Source organism: uncultured Chitinophaga sp. (genome assembly GCF_937898475.1).
Classification (GTDB): Bacteria; Bacteroidota; Bacteroidia; order Chitinophagales; family Chitinophagaceae; genus Chitinophaga.
Genome location: NZ_CALEJS010000025.1, coordinates 99,425 through 112,940 on the forward strand (window position 1 = coordinate 99,425; position 13,516 = coordinate 112,940).

13 protein-coding genes are annotated in these 13,516 nt (G+C 49.6%); 3 read left to right on the forward strand and 10 right to left on the reverse strand.

Annotated features, from left to right (window positions below):
* Nucleotides 1-16: 16 nt before the first annotated feature.
* Nucleotides 17-730, reverse strand: coding sequence for a lipoyl(octanoyl) transferase LipB (gene lipB / locus Q0577_RS16600; protein WP_298738168.1), 714 nt, complete (start codon nt 728-730; stop codon nt 17-19).
* Nucleotides 731-975: 245 nt separating this feature from the next.
* On the opposite strand from lipB, the gene Q0577_RS16605 reads away from it, so the two are divergent.
* The gene (locus Q0577_RS16605; RefSeq protein ID WP_298738169.1) at nt 976-2,046 is read left to right on the forward strand and encodes an RluA family pseudouridine synthase; all 1,071 of its coding nucleotides are present in this window, start codon (nt 976-978) and stop codon (nt 2,044-2,046) included.
* 586 nt (nt 2,047-2,632) lie between these two features.
* Nucleotides 2,633-4,366, forward strand: coding sequence for a gliding motility-associated C-terminal domain-containing protein (locus Q0577_RS16610; RefSeq protein ID WP_298738170.1), 1,734 nt, complete (start codon nt 2,633-2,635; stop codon nt 4,364-4,366).
* On the opposite strand, the gene Q0577_RS16615 is transcribed toward Q0577_RS16610, so the two are convergent.
* From Q0577_RS16615 to Q0577_RS16655, 9 genes are all read right to left on the reverse strand, one after another.
* Complete coding sequence (locus Q0577_RS16615) at nt 4,363-5,298, reverse strand: hypothetical protein (RefSeq protein WP_298738171.1); 936 nt, start codon at nt 5,296-5,298, stop codon at nt 4,363-4,365. The two genes, Q0577_RS16610 and Q0577_RS16615, sit on opposite strands and share 4 nt — an antisense overlap.
* 186 nt (nt 5,299-5,484) lie before the next feature.
* The gene (locus Q0577_RS16620) at nt 5,485-5,733 is read right to left on the reverse strand and encodes a hypothetical protein (RefSeq protein ID WP_298738173.1); all 249 of its coding nucleotides are present in this window, start codon (nt 5,731-5,733) and stop codon (nt 5,485-5,487) included.
* Nucleotides 5,734-5,736: 3 nt separating this feature from the next.
* Entirely contained in the window at nt 5,737-6,288 is a 552-nt protein-coding gene (locus Q0577_RS16625; protein ID WP_298738175.1) for a sigma-70 family RNA polymerase sigma factor, read from the reverse strand.
* A 195-nt stretch (nt 6,289-6,483) separates the two neighbouring features.
* Nucleotides 6,484-7,350, reverse strand: coding sequence for an anti-sigma factor (locus tag Q0577_RS16630; RefSeq protein ID WP_298738176.1), 867 nt, complete (start codon nt 7,348-7,350; stop codon nt 6,484-6,486).
* Between the two features lie 5 nt (nt 7,351-7,355).
* Entirely contained in the window at nt 7,356-7,901 is a 546-nt protein-coding gene (locus tag Q0577_RS16635; RefSeq protein WP_298738177.1) for a sigma-70 family RNA polymerase sigma factor, read from the reverse strand.
* A 78-nt stretch (nt 7,902-7,979) separates the two neighbouring features.
* Complete coding sequence (def, locus tag Q0577_RS16640; protein ID WP_298738178.1) at nt 7,980-8,558, reverse strand: peptide deformylase; 579 nt, start codon at nt 8,556-8,558, stop codon at nt 7,980-7,982.
* A 94-nt stretch (nt 8,559-8,652) separates the two neighbouring features.
* Nucleotides 8,653-9,063, reverse strand: a complete 411-nt coding sequence (gene ruvX / locus Q0577_RS16645) for a Holliday junction resolvase RuvX (RefSeq protein WP_298738179.1) — start codon at nt 9,061-9,063, stop codon at nt 8,653-8,655.
* A 39-nt stretch (nt 9,064-9,102) separates the two neighbouring features.
* The gene (locus tag Q0577_RS16650; protein WP_298738180.1) at nt 9,103-9,969 is read right to left on the reverse strand and encodes a UbiA-like polyprenyltransferase; all 867 of its coding nucleotides are present in this window, start codon (nt 9,967-9,969) and stop codon (nt 9,103-9,105) included.
* A gap of 173 nt (nt 9,970-10,142) precedes the next feature.
* The gene (locus tag Q0577_RS16655) at nt 10,143-10,676 is read right to left on the reverse strand and encodes an RNA methyltransferase (RefSeq protein ID WP_298738181.1); all 534 of its coding nucleotides are present in this window, start codon (nt 10,674-10,676) and stop codon (nt 10,143-10,145) included.
* Nucleotides 10,677-10,891: 215 nt separating this feature from the next.
* Here Q0577_RS16655 and mutS point away from each other — a divergent pair, with 215 nt between their 5' ends.
* The gene (gene mutS, locus Q0577_RS16660; protein ID WP_298738182.1) at nt 10,892-13,501 is read left to right on the forward strand and encodes a DNA mismatch repair protein MutS; all 2,610 of its coding nucleotides are present in this window, start codon (nt 10,892-10,894) and stop codon (nt 13,499-13,501) included.
* Nucleotides 13,502-13,516: the final 15 nt, after the last annotated feature.

The following is a 13,516-nucleotide window of genomic DNA, read 5'->3' on the forward strand; positions in this document are numbered from 1 at the left end:
GAAACCAGGCAAAATACTACCGGGCATCCAGCAGATCGGCGCCAAACACTTCCGCAAAATGCTTTTTGAGCGCCGTCTTCACCGCTTCGGGCGGTACCATTTTCCCCAGTTCCACGTGCATAGAGGCCACCTTTTTATCGCTTATCCCGCAAGGAATAATGTTGTTGAAATAATCCAGGTTGGTATTTACGTTCAGGGCAAAGCCGTGCATGGTGACCCAGCGGCTGCAGCGTACGCCCATTGCGCATATCTTACGGGCTTTGGCAGGGTTCTCCGGCTCCAGCCATACGCCTGTTTCGCCGGCAGAGCGCCCGGCGCTGATGCCAAAATCTGCCAGGGTACGTATAACGGTCTCTTCCAGGGAACGCAGATAACGGCCCAGGTCCGTAAAAAAGTGTTCCAGGTCTAATATGGGGTAGCCTACTACCTGGCCGGGCCCGTGAAAAGTGATATCGCCGCCCCGGTTGGTAGGTACAAAGGCAATGGCTTTTTCCTGCAGCTGTTGTTCGCTGATCAGCAGGTTTTCCATATGACCGCTTTTACCGAGGGTATATACGGGCGGGTGTTCGCAGAAAAGTAAATAGTGATTGGTTGTCTGTGAAAGGTGCGCCGCCCCACGGCCGGCATCCAGTTTTATACGAACGTTCTCCTTCAAAAGCTGCTCCTGGTAGTCCCACGCCTGCTGATAATCAATCAATCCCAGGTCACTTACATTTATCTGTTGTTTCATTGGTTAGCTATTGGCTGCTGGCTATTAGCTGTTAGCGCGCCTGTCTTTTACTGTTACAGTTGGCTGTTAGTGCCTGCCGTTTGCTGGTAGCTGTTAATGCCTGCTGACAGCAGCAAAGTAAGCGCCGCTTAAAATGCCGGGCACAAAGTTAAGCTTTTACCAGTTAGCAGTTAGCAGCTGGTAGCTAATAGCCAACACCCAATAGCTGGCTAATTAGTCTATCTTTGCAAAAACTTAACACCGATATGGCTGAAGAATTGCTGGAGCTGGAAGATGAGCTGGAAAACGGAGAAGGCAGTGAGGAACTGTACGAGCGGGTGAATATTGTAGTAGATAAGGGACAGGAACCGCTGCGGATAGACAAATTCCTGATGAACCGGGTGGAAGGCGCTACCCGCAACAAAATACAACAGGCCTGTGATGCCGCGATGGTGCTGGTGAATGAAAAGCCAGCCAAATCCAATTACAAGGTAAAGCCGGGAGACCGTATCGTTGTATATTCCAGCAAAAGTCCTGAAAGTACAGAGATACTGCCTGAAGACCTGCCGCTGAATATTGTATATGAGGATGATGACCTCATGATCATCAATAAACCCGCCGGTATGGTGGTACACCCGGGCTGTGGCAACTACACCGGTACCCTGGTGAATGGCCTGGCCTGGTACCTGGGCGATGAAAATACCCGTACGGCCGTCATACCGGAGATCCCCCGGTTTGGACTGGTGCACCGTATCGATAAGAACACCAGCGGCCTGCTGGTGGTGGCCAAATCAGACAAGGCCATGAACGACCTGGCCAAACAATTCTTTGACCATACCGTGCAAAGACAGTACCTGGCCCTGGTATGGGGCGATTTTGAGGAAGACGAAGGCACCATTGTAGCCCATGTGGGCCGCCACCAGCGCTTCCGCAAGATCATGGATGCCTATCCCGACGGAGAATATGGCAAGGAAGCCATTACGCACTACAAAGTGCTGGAACGTTTTAACTACGTAACACTGATCGCCTGCAGGCTGGAAACCGGCCGTACCCACCAGATCAGGGTACATATGCAGCATACCGGTCATCCCCTCTTCAATGACGACACCTATGGCGGCGACCGAATTGTGAAAGGAACCGTATTTGCCAAATACAAACAATTCATTGAGAACTGTTTCGAGGTTATTCCCCGGCATGCCTTGCATGCGCAAACGCTCGGGTTCACCCATCCCCGTACACGGCAGCATATACAATTTGAAAGCCCCCTGCCAGATGATTTCAGGCAGGTACTGGAAAAATGGAGGAGATATGTGACCGCCAGGCCATTGGAGGAGTAAATACCAAAATCCAAATCCCAAATCCCAAATTCCAAATCCCAAAGTGATTTGGTCAGCGAATTAAAAGGTAGTGTTATATAAAGACAATGTGTTGTAGAGAAGTGTCGGGAGTTGCTGATAAGTGGGTCTCAACAGGTAGCGCTTTGAAGTTTGGGATTTAACGTTTGGAATTTGGAGTATGAACTTAAGCCTGAAATCAGCATTGGGACTCTTAATTAGCATTGGGGACTCTTATGGGTTGGCTTTGGGGATTTGGTATCTGGAATTTGGGATTTGGAATTTAGGTCCCATATACTTGCAGTTCCATTCCTGCGTTAGAGGAAATGAAATATCAACCATAGTCTATGAAGCTTAATGAACCGGAAATCCCTGAAAAAAGCAAGGCGGCCCGAAGGCCACCTTGTGCGGCTGTTACCAGCTGCATTGTTGCAAACTTTCTCTCTGGGCGCGAAGTTAAGTTGCTGATATAATTTTTTCGCTAATCAGATGTTAATGGTTATGAGATAGTTACTGCATGAGCCTGCAATATTCTATGAAAAAAATAATCTATATATCTTAAATTCTATTAATTTAGCGCCGATCACCCATGTCCTCCATGAGAAGCCTCTGCCATTTCCGTATACCGAAAACAGTGGTACTGCTAGTATCGCTTATTGCTATCAGCTGTAAACTGCTGCCTCAATTATCCTATGCTGCCGCCGCTAAGGTCTGGCTTACACCATTTACCGTTTCTTCGACCTGTGTAAATTCAGACAGCAGATTCACGATCACCGATGAGATGGGGATCGACTCTGTGCGCTGGGATTTTGGCGATCCGGGATCCGGTGCGCAGAACACCTCTACCAACCTGTCTCCTACACACGTATTCGCCAACCTGGGTACCTATACCGTTACGCTGATTGCTTACCGGGCAGGTGTGGCAGATACTACTACCCAGGATATTACGATTGTAACGCCTATCCCCTACGATTTTCCGGAACCTACCGATACTACCCTTTGTGAAGGACAGCGCCTGGTGCTGAACGGACCCGTGGTTGCGGGCGCTACCTATGAATGGTCCCGCCCGGATTCTGTGGGTGTTAGCATTGTAGCTGATACCACCGCTACCTACCGCTTGAAAATAAACGGCTGCCAGGTACAGGACTCTGTAAATGTATACTTCATTACCATGCCGGATTTTGACCTGGGAGATGATCACCTGCTGTGCGTGAACGAGGCCTTGCGCCTGGACGCCACTTCGCAGAATGGTCTGTACCAGTGGTATAAGGATTTTGCCCCTATTCCCGGCGAGACCGGCTCGACCTACGTGGTAACCACCAGCGGTACCTACATGGTAGAGGTAAACGCCCAGGGCTGCGGCATTTTCAGGGATACGGTGACGCTCAATTTTGGCGGCAACCCGCATCCCTTCTCCCTTGGACCAGACACCCTGTTGTGCCCCGGAGAATCTGTTACCATCACCGCCACTGTACCCGGCGCTACACCCAGCGCTTACCAGTGGAGCACCGGCAACCGTACCCCTTCCGTAACGGTAAGAAGTCCGTATACGCTCTGGGTATTTGTAACCGTGAACGGCGGAGAATGTGAAGTACTGGATACCATCCGGGTAGATTACAACCGCCTGCGCGGGGTGAACCTCGGCAATGATACGGCAGTGTGTAAAGGAGAGCGCCTGGTACTGTCGGCCGACTTCGGCAACGGTACCTACCTCTGGCAGGACGGATCAGACCAGGCCACCTATTATGTGCAGGAAACCGGCTACTATTATGTTCGTGCACAGATTGGCCGTTGTGTGTCTATGGATACCATCCATGTAACCTATGAAGATACCCTGCGCATTAACCTGGGGCCTGATACTACCTTGTGCCGCGGAGAAAGGCTCCGCTTGAGCCCCATGGGCGCCGGCGCCAACTATAAATGGCAGGACAGCACTTCGGTGCCTATCTATATTGCCACCACGGAGGGCTATTATGCCGTGGTAGCCAACAACTCCTGCGGACGCGCTACAGATTCTGTACGTGTACAGGTGAAAGATTGTGAATGCCAGGTATACCTGCCCACGGCTTTCAGTCCGAATAACGATGGCCGCAACGATCTTTTCCGGCCTATATACCGGTGCGAGCTGGCAGACTTCAAGCTCAGTGTATATGACCGCTGGGGGGCGAGGGTGTTTTACACTACAGATCCGGGCGTAGCCTGGACAGGCCGCCAGAACGGCACCGCATTGAATATGGGCACTTACGTATGGGTGATGGAATACCGCAACGCCAATACAAAAGAGCTGTTCAAGAAGAACGGAACGGTAACGGTGGTGTATTAATCCAGTTTGAACTTAGCTATAAAAGAGGCGGTCTCCCGTTTTTTGAAGGGCACATCCCAGGTACCGTCATAAGTTACCAGTGCGGGAATGAGGAGATCGTTCTTTTTGGTCATTTGTACATCCATCTGCACATTAAAATCAAATACCCAGGTTTTGTAGGAAAGTGAATACTTGCGTCCTACTATCTCAAAATTATCCTTATTGAAATAGGTGATCAGCTCATTGACCACCACGTCTGCCCGGTTAATCCGGCTCAGGTCTTTCTTTGCCGTGGCGGCAAATACATAACATGGAACGCCCAGGTAGTCTGTAGCGGTGATAGCGAAATCGTAAAAGCGCATCACATCGCGGTCAAAGATGGCTACTTTGGGGCCAACGATAGGCACCCCCTTTACCGGTTTGCCGGGATTGAAGATGAGTTGCTTCAGCTGTGCCTTGTGCTTGGCCATGCTGCCTTTATCGGTGTCAGCAGATTCGCCGTTGGCATCTGCGCAAACGGTGCCTTTTGTAAAGAAGAGATTACCATACAGTTCGGCAGTATAGTAGTTGTAGGTGCCTTTGGCATTGTAAAAATCGCCGGTGGTTTTCTCCTGCAGCACTTCCATGGAGCGGCAGCGCCCGTTCATGGTCTGGCGGGTTTCGCTTTTGAGGGAGGCTTTAATTTCTCCTTTCTTATCATAAAGGCGAATATCATTATCGGCGGTAAATCCCAGCAGGCGAAGGTTCTTAAAGGCGCGGTAGAAGGTAGTATCTTCTTCTACCCTTTTGATGAAGCTGTTTACGTCAAAGCCTATACGTTTGGCATTTACGACCACTTCATCCAGGTTCACAGTCATTCCTTTATATCGGGCAGTATCCTGGGCATAGGTTGCTGAAAAGTGCAGTAGTCCCGCTACGAGCGTAGCGGCTAAGGCCATTCTGAATATTCGCATTTCCGCAAATTAGGGAAATTCCAAAGACCAAATTCCAAAATCCAGAATCCAAATTCCAAATTCCAAAATGAGTCATCATCTAAATAAAAGTTAATGACCTTTACTGATGCAAAGAACAAGTAACCAGCCGGCGTTCAAACCGGCAGCACTTTGGGATTTGGGATTTGGATTTTGGACTTTGGAATTTTAATCGTTGTTGCACTCAGTGGCTTCATCGGCTACTATGCGGAGGAGGTGATCTTTGATAGCGGGGGGCGGTGCAACGGCCTGGAGGCGGATAAACTGTTCCATATCCCGCCGGCAGGCCTCTACTTCTGCAGCCAGGTCGGGGAACAGGGCCATGGCGGCTTCCAGCTCCCGGGCTTCTGCTGCTGTTGCCATACCGGCTACGTATAACTCGATAATGCCGGACGATATGAAACGTTGTACGTTCACTGATTATAAAGATTTTAATAAACTTCTTAATCGGTTCATAGCAAGGCGCGTCCTCGTTTTCACAGTACCTAAAGGGATGTTTAACATAGCAGCGATTTCCTCCTGGGTACACCCTTTATAATACGACAAGTCAATTATGACGCGTTGCTCCTTATTCAGTTTTTCCAGGACCCGTGAGAGCCCTAAATGATCAGTAGACTGGTAAACGGTTAGATGACCTGTATATAAATGTACGTCATCGCCGACATCTTGGATTTTTTGCTCAAATCTGTGTGATTTAGACCGTAGCGTATCAATAGCCGTGTTGCGGGCTATATTGAGCATCCAGGTGAACAGCCGGCCTTTTTCCTCATTATAGCGGTCAATATTGCGCCATATCTTCAGGAAAACTTCCTGCAGGGTATCTCCTGCTGCATTCTCATCGTTCAGTATTTTCAGGACAACGCCATAAAGGGCAGGGGAATAATGATCATATAAATAGCTGAATACCCGCTGGTTGCGGGCTTTTAACCCATGCACCAACTCCTGTTCCGTATATGTAAATCCGGATGCCACATCAATGTTAATGGTGAATAATGTCTAAGGCTGGCAGGGTTATGATTGCGAATTTAATTAATAAATGAAGATTTAATAATAAATAATAAAAATTACTAATTAACAATTAATAATTACTAATGTCAGCATGTTAAGGTAACGGGGATAACCAGCTGCGCAAATAGCAGCAACTGCATGACTAAGACGAGATCCCGACTAATTATTAGTTATCCTGCCTTGCAGGCAAAGCTGTGTGAGCGTTGGAGTGGTGCTGCCTCCTTTCTTCTCAAGGGTGATAATGAATGCCTGGGCGGCGGCTATCTCTTTCATTTTCTGCAGGATGGGCTGCTGGCCTACATCAAAAACGCCTGCATCGGTGGGTTTGCCGTACATAACGGCCCATAGCTGGTATTGCTGGTCCGGGCCTGGTGCTGGCAGGGAAAGGGTCAGAAGGTATACTTCTTTGGATTCGGTATTCCAGCCGATGGTGGCAAGCTGGCCGGTATGTTTGTTGTTACCTGAGAGGCGGGTCCATTTCAGGGCCGGGTCTTTCAGGATGTTCAGTTCCTTTTCGAGTTCCTGCTGCCTGGCCTGGTATATTTTAGTTTGCTGAACCAGGTTTTCCTGGCTGGCGGTCAGTTCGGTAGTTTGCTGCAGGTACGTTTTATACTGGTCTGCGTAATAAAAATTAAATCCCACGCTGACGATCAGCAGCAGGAAGACGGCTATGGCAATGAACAACCACGTTTGTGCGGCGCTGATCTTCAATGCCGGCATCTTAAACGCTTTCTCACCTTCTCCTGTGGTATCCGGTTCGCGCAGTTCTTCGGGCAGGAGCTCCTCTCCTTCCGGCAGGCTTTCATTCTCTATCGCATCAAGAATGCGGGTGCGGATAGCTTTGGGAGGTTTTACGGCGCTCAGTTCTACATATAACTCCATATCCTGACGGCAGGCCTCCACGGCTGCCCTGACCTCAGGAAATTCGGCAATGGCGTTTTCTACTTCTTTGGCTTCCCGTTCTGAAACGAGACCTACGACATAACTTTCAATGATCCCGGACGATATGTAGCGTTGAACATCCACCTTGACTATACCTGTTTTAAGATATTTCTTAATTGAATAATGGCATTGCGCATTCTTGTCTTAACCGTTCCCAGTGGCATGTCGAGCATTTTCGCGATCTCTTCCTGTGTACAGCCACGGTAGTAGGCCAGATCGATAATAGTGCGTTGCTCCTTGTTCAGCTGGTCCAGCACTTTAGACAGGCCCAGGTGGTCTACAGATTGCTGTACAATGAGCTGATCCTGCTGGTGGCCGTTACCGATCTCCTGCATTTTCTGTCCCAGCTTGTGGGCACGGGAGCGCAGGGTATCGATGGCGGTATTGCGGGCAATATTCAGCATCCATGTAAACAAACGGCCTTTATCAACGTCATAGCGTTCAATACCGCGCCAGATCTTTAAAAAGATCTCCTGTAACACGTCTACAGCCGTGTTTTCGTCGTTCAATACCTTGAGCGCTACGCCATATAATGCAGGTGAATAGTGATCATATACGTAACTGAACACTTTTTCATCACGGGCCTTCAGGCCCTGAACCAATTCAGCCTCGGTATATGTTAAAGAGGGTCGCAAGTCAGACACTAGGATAGTTAAGTAATAGCTGGCGCCAAAATAGTGGCTTTTTTTTACATTACAAAATTTCCTTCTATTTTATTTATGGAAAATCATTTTGTAATCAGTGCCTATTTTCCCTTTAGAGATATCTTCCAGCTTACCTTTTAACATTCTGCGCTTAAGCGGTTTCAGGTAGTCAATGAATAATTTGCCATCGATGTGGTCATATTCATGAAAGATCACCCTGGCGGTAATGCCATGGAAGGTCTTTTCGTGGGGGTGGAAATTTTCATCGAGATAGCGGAGGCGGATCTTCTCGGGGCGGTATACGTCTTCCCGGATCCTGGGTATGCTGAGGCAGCCTTCATTATAAGGCCATTCGTCACCTTCTGCTGCTACCTGGTGGGCGTTGATGAACACCTGTTTTACGCCGTGGTCGCCGGGATATTCGGCTTTTTCGTCTTCATCCAGGTTATTGATGATCTGTTCACTGTCAATTACAAATAAACGGATAGGTTTATTGACCTGCGGCGCTGCCAGTCCTACACCGCTGGAAGCGTACATGGTTTCCCACATGTTGGTAATCAGCTGCTGCAGATGAGGATAGTCGGGGGTAATGTCTTCACATACTTTTCTGAGCACCGGATGTCCGTATGCTACGATCGGTAAAATCATGTATAGCGTGTTTTAAAAAAGGCAAAGGTACGAAATAGCTGTTAGCTTCTGGCAGTTAGCATTAGCTAATAGCTAACAAGGGGGAGCTAAAAGCTTATTTATACTGCAGATACTCCTGCAGCAGGATGGTGGCGCTTATTTCGTCTACCAGGGCTTTGTTCTGGCGGTCTTTCTTCTTAAGGCCGCTGTCCAGCATGGAGCGGGTGGCCAGCTTTGAGGTAAAGCGTTCGTCAATTTTCTTCACGGGCATCTCCGGGAAATGCTTTTTCAGGATGCGGATACATTCCGTTACCAGGGCGGTAGCGTCTGTGGCGCTGCCATCCAGGTTTTTGGGCTCGCCGATGATGATCTCTGAAACGGTTTCTGCGGCCATGTACTTCTTCAGGAAAGGGATGAGCTCGTGGGTAGGTACGGTGGTAAGTCCGCTGGCGATGAGCTGCAGGGGGTCTGTTACCGCCAGGCCGGTGCGTTTTTTACCATAATCAATTGAAAGTATACGTCCCATTGGAAAGTTTGAGGTTTGAGGGTTTGAAGTTTGAGGACCTCAAACAGTTAAAAACATGTCTGATATCACAAATACGCCATACACCACGCTGGCGATGCCGTTGGTGGTCATAAAGGCCAGGTTTACCCGGCTCAGGTCGTGCGGTTTTACCAGCAGGTGCTGGGATACCAGCATGACAATGAACACGGCGGCGCCTATCCAGTAGAGCCAGCTGAAATGACCGGTGATGCCGATGGTGATCACCAGGGCGGCCGCTATCACGTGCAGTACTTCTGAAAAGCGCAGGGCGCCCGGCTTTCCCAGCCAGGCAGGGATAGAGTTCAGGGACTGGGAGCGGTCAAATTCCTCATCCTGCAGCGCATAAATAATATCAAAACCAGATACCCAGCACAGCACCAATACGGATACCATTACGGGTAAAATGGCAAAATAGCCGGTTACGGAAAGAAAAGCGCCGATGGGCGCGAGGGAAAGTCCCAGGCCCAGCACCAGGTGGCAAAGGGCGGTAAAACGTTTGGTATAGCTGTAGCCCAGCACTACCAGCAGGGCCACCGGCGATAAGAAGAAACAGAGCCGGTTGATGAACCAGGCACAAAGCATGAACAGCACGGCGTTGCCTATCACAAAATAAAGGGCCTTATTGGCGGAAATCACCCCGGCAGGTATTTCCCTTCTGGCGGTACGGGGATTCCGCTTGTCAATATCGGCATCCAGCCAGCGGTTAAAGGCCATAGCGGCACTGCGGGCAAATACCATGCACAGCACTACCAGCAAAAAAGTTTGCCATTGAAAGGGGTGCGCCTCTTTTACAGTGGCCATAAAGAACCCTGTCATGGCAAATGGCATGGCAAATATGGTGTGACTGAACTTTACGAGCGAGAGATACTTATTAACGGTAGTAAGCATATTTCACGGTTTGCAACCTTGTTCGGGTTTGAGGTTTGAAGTTTGAGGTTTGAAGTTCGTTGGAAGTCGTTGGTTCAGGGCATATCCTCCTGCATGAAAGCAGTTCGCCCATAGGCAGGTTTCCTGTTCTGAACCGGGAACCTGTAACAAACTTCAAACCTCAAACCCGAACATCAGGCTTTCTTTAGTTTTGCAAATATATCCCAAACAACGATACCGGCACTCACGGAAATGTTGAGGGAGTGTTTCATGCCGCTCTGCGGGATCTCAATACAGCCATCTACCTGTTGCATTACGGCGGCGTCCACACCAGACACCTCATTGCCGAATACCAGCGCCAGGGGCTTATCTGCAGCCGGTGTATAGTCGTTCAGCATAATGCTCTTCTCTGCCTGCTCAATGGCCATTACGGTAAATCCGTCTGCCTGCAGGCGCTGTACGGCCTCCAGTGTGGTGGCACTATACTCCCAGGCAACTGTTTCGGTGGCGCCCAGCGCCGTTTTGTGAATATCCCGGTGGGGTGGCACCGGCGTATATCCGCAGAGGATGATGCCCTGCAGTAGAAAAGCGTCTGCAGTACGGAATACTGAACCTACGTTATGCATGCTCCTCACATTATCCAGCACCAGCACCAGCGGTGTTTTATCGGCTTCTTTGAACTGGTGAATGGTTTTACGGCCCAATTCGTCCATGGTTAGTTTGCGCATACATGCAAAAGTAGGACAGCCGGGGGGCAAATTCCAAATCCGGAAGACTAAAGACCAAATTCCAAATACCAAATTCCAAACGTGATTGGTGGCCAGGCCCCTAATAATGTACCAACAGCTTATCGTATTAGGAGAATCTGGGATTTGGTATTTGGAATTTGGAATTTAGCATTTGGAATTTGGAGTTTGGAATTTCGACCATAGATTTGCACCCTATGGCTAAAAGCAAATCGGAAGAAACCCCGCTCATGCAACAGCACAATGCCATCAAGGCAAAGTATCCTGATGCCGTGCTGCTTTTCCGGGTAGGCGACTTTTACGAGACCTTCAACGAGGACGCAGTGATCGCCGCCAAAGTATTGGGTATTGTGTTAACCAAAAGGGCCAACGGCGCTGCTTCCTATGTAGACCTGGCTGGTTTTCCGCACCATGCGCTGGACACTTACCTGCATAAGCTGGTAAAGGCAGGGCATCGCGTGGCCGTATGCGACCAGCTGGAAGATCCTAAAACCGTTAAAGGCATTGTAAAACGCGGGGTAACTGAAATGGTGACGCCCGGAGTGGCCATTAATGATAAACTGCTGGAGAATGCCAGCAATAACTTTCTGGCGGCTGTGCACTTTGGAACCAGCAACACCGGTGTGGCATTTCTTGATATATCTACCGGGGAGTTCTTTGTGGCGCAGGGCAATACCGAGTATATAGATAAGCTGCTGCAAAGCTTCAAGCCTGCTGAAGTGATCTTTGCCAAACCCCAGCAGAAACATTTCCGCCAGACTTTCGGCACCCGCTTTTATACCTACACGCTGGACGAATGGATCTTTACCACCCAGTATGCAGAGGAAACACTGCTGAAACAATTCGGCACACATTCCCTGAAAGGATTTGGCGTAGACGAGCTGCACGATGCCCACATCGCCGCAGGCGCCACCCTCCATTACCTGAAAGATACAGAACATCCACACCTGCAGCACATCACCGGTATGCAGCGGATAGACCAGGATGATTTTTTGTGGATGGACCGCTTTACCGTACGCAACCTGGAACTGCTGAGCAGCAGTGTGGAGAACGGGCATACCCTGCTCAATGTACTGGATAATACCGTCAGCCCAATGGGCGCCCGCCTGCTGAAACGCTGGCTGGTATTTCCCCTGCGCAACATTCAGCAGATCAACGAAAGACTGGATGTGGTGGAATTTTTCATCCGCGAAACAGACCTGGCCAAAGGCCTGCAGCATCACCTGAAACAGGCAGGCGACCTGGAAAGGCTGGTGTCCAAGATCCCGCTGAAAAAGATCAATCCGCGGGAAGTGATGCAGCTGGCCAAAGCCCTGCAACAGGTACAGGCCATACAGGAACTGCTGGGCAATACAGACAATGCCTACCTGCAAAAGCTGCATAAACTACTGGACCATTGTCCCGTTATATTAGACCGCATACTGCAACAGGTAACAGAAACGCCGCCGGTACTGGCCATCAAAGGTGGTGTGATCCGCGAGGGCATACACCCCGAGCTGGATAAGCTGCGGCAGATCGCTACCTCCGGTAAAGAATACCTGCTGCAGATACAGCAGAAAGAATCAGAAGCTACCGGCATCCCTTCCCTGAAAGTGGCATTCAATAACGTGTTTGGCTACTACCTGGAAGTGACCAATGCCCACCGTAACAAAGTGCCCGATACCTGGATACGCAAACAAACACTGGCTAACGCCGAAAGATATATTACGCCGGAACTGAAAGAGTACGAAGAAAAGATCACCGGTGCGGAAGAAAAGATACTGGCCCTGGAGATCCAGCTGTTTGATGAACTGCTGGCTGCCTTGCAGGATTATATTGTACCCATACAGCAGAACGCCCAGGCCCTGGCCAGAATAGACTGCCTGCTTTGCTTTGCCTCCAACGCACTGCAGTACAAGTACCGCCGTCCGCTGCTCACGGAAGAATATACCCTGGATATTAAAGACGGCCGTCACCCTGTAATTGAACGCGGACTGCCGGCGGGAGAAACCTACGTGGCTAACGACCTGCTGCTGGACCAGGAGCAACAACAGGTCATCATCCTTACCGGTCCGAACATGAGCGGTAAGTCTGCCCTGCTGCGGCAAACTGCTTTGATCACTCTCATGGCGCATATGGGTAGCTTTGTACCTGCATCTGCTGCCACCATCGGTTTAACAGATAAAATATTTACGCGTGTAGGCGCATCCGATAACCTGAGCGGAGGAGAGTCCACCTTCATGGTAGAGATGAATGAAACGGCCAGCATCATCAACAACATCACGCCCCGCAGCCTGGTGATACTGGATGAAATAGGCCGGGGCACCAGCACCTACGACGGCATCTCCATTGCCTGGAGCATTGTGGAGTACCTGCATGATATGACGCCGCACAAGCCTAAAACATTATTCGCCACGCACTATCATGAACTGAATGAACTGGAGAATAAACTCAGCCGTGTGAAAAACTTCCATATCACCAATATGGAATCCGGCAATAAGGTGATCTTCCTGCGCAAGCTGGCGCCCGGCGGCAGCCGTCATAGCTTTGGTATTCACGTGGCTAAAATGGCCGGCATGCCTGCAGCGCTGGTATCACGCGCCAACGAGGTACTGACACAGCTGGAAGAAAAACATATTGATGCACCTTTGCAGCAGCAGGTAAAGAACATTGCCGCACCAGCCACCAAAGTACAGCTCAGTATTTTTGATGCGCACAGCGATACCTTTAAACAGATCCGCGAAAAGCTGGATCATGTAGACATTAACCGTCTTACACCGGTGGAGGCTTTGTTGAAACTCAGCGAGATCAAGGAGTTGCTGAAATAATTATTGTTAAGTGAT

What these genes read in the sequence shown, in the direction of transcription:
- lipB (WP_298738168.1), bottom strand. Translation starts at nt 730, where the DNA reads ATGAAACAACAGATAAATGTAAGTGACCTGGGATTGATTGATTATCAG.
- Q0577_RS16605 (WP_298738169.1), top strand. Translation starts at nt 976, where the DNA reads ATGGCTGAAGAATTGCTGGAGCTGGAAGATGAGCTGGAAAACGGAGAA.
- Q0577_RS16610 (WP_298738170.1), top strand. Translation starts at nt 2,633, where the DNA reads ATGTCCTCCATGAGAAGCCTCTGCCATTTCCGTATACCGAAAACAGTG.
- Q0577_RS16615 (WP_298738171.1), bottom strand. Translation starts at nt 5,298, where the DNA reads ATGCGAATATTCAGAATGGCCTTAGCCGCTACGCTCGTAGCGGGACTA.
- def (WP_298738178.1), bottom strand. Translation starts at nt 8,558, where the DNA reads ATGATTTTACCGATCGTAGCATACGGACATCCGGTGCTCAGAAAAGTA.
- ruvX (WP_298738179.1), bottom strand. Translation starts at nt 9,063, where the DNA reads ATGGGACGTATACTTTCAATTGATTATGGTAAAAAACGCACCGGCCTG.
- Q0577_RS16650 (WP_298738180.1), bottom strand. Translation starts at nt 9,969, where the DNA reads ATGCTTACTACCGTTAATAAGTATCTCTCGCTCGTAAAGTTCAGTCAC.
- Q0577_RS16655 (WP_298738181.1), bottom strand. Translation starts at nt 10,676, where the DNA reads ATGCGCAAACTAACCATGGACGAATTGGGCCGTAAAACCATTCACCAG.
- mutS (WP_298738182.1), top strand. Translation starts at nt 10,892, where the DNA reads ATGGCTAAAAGCAAATCGGAAGAAACCCCGCTCATGCAACAGCACAAT.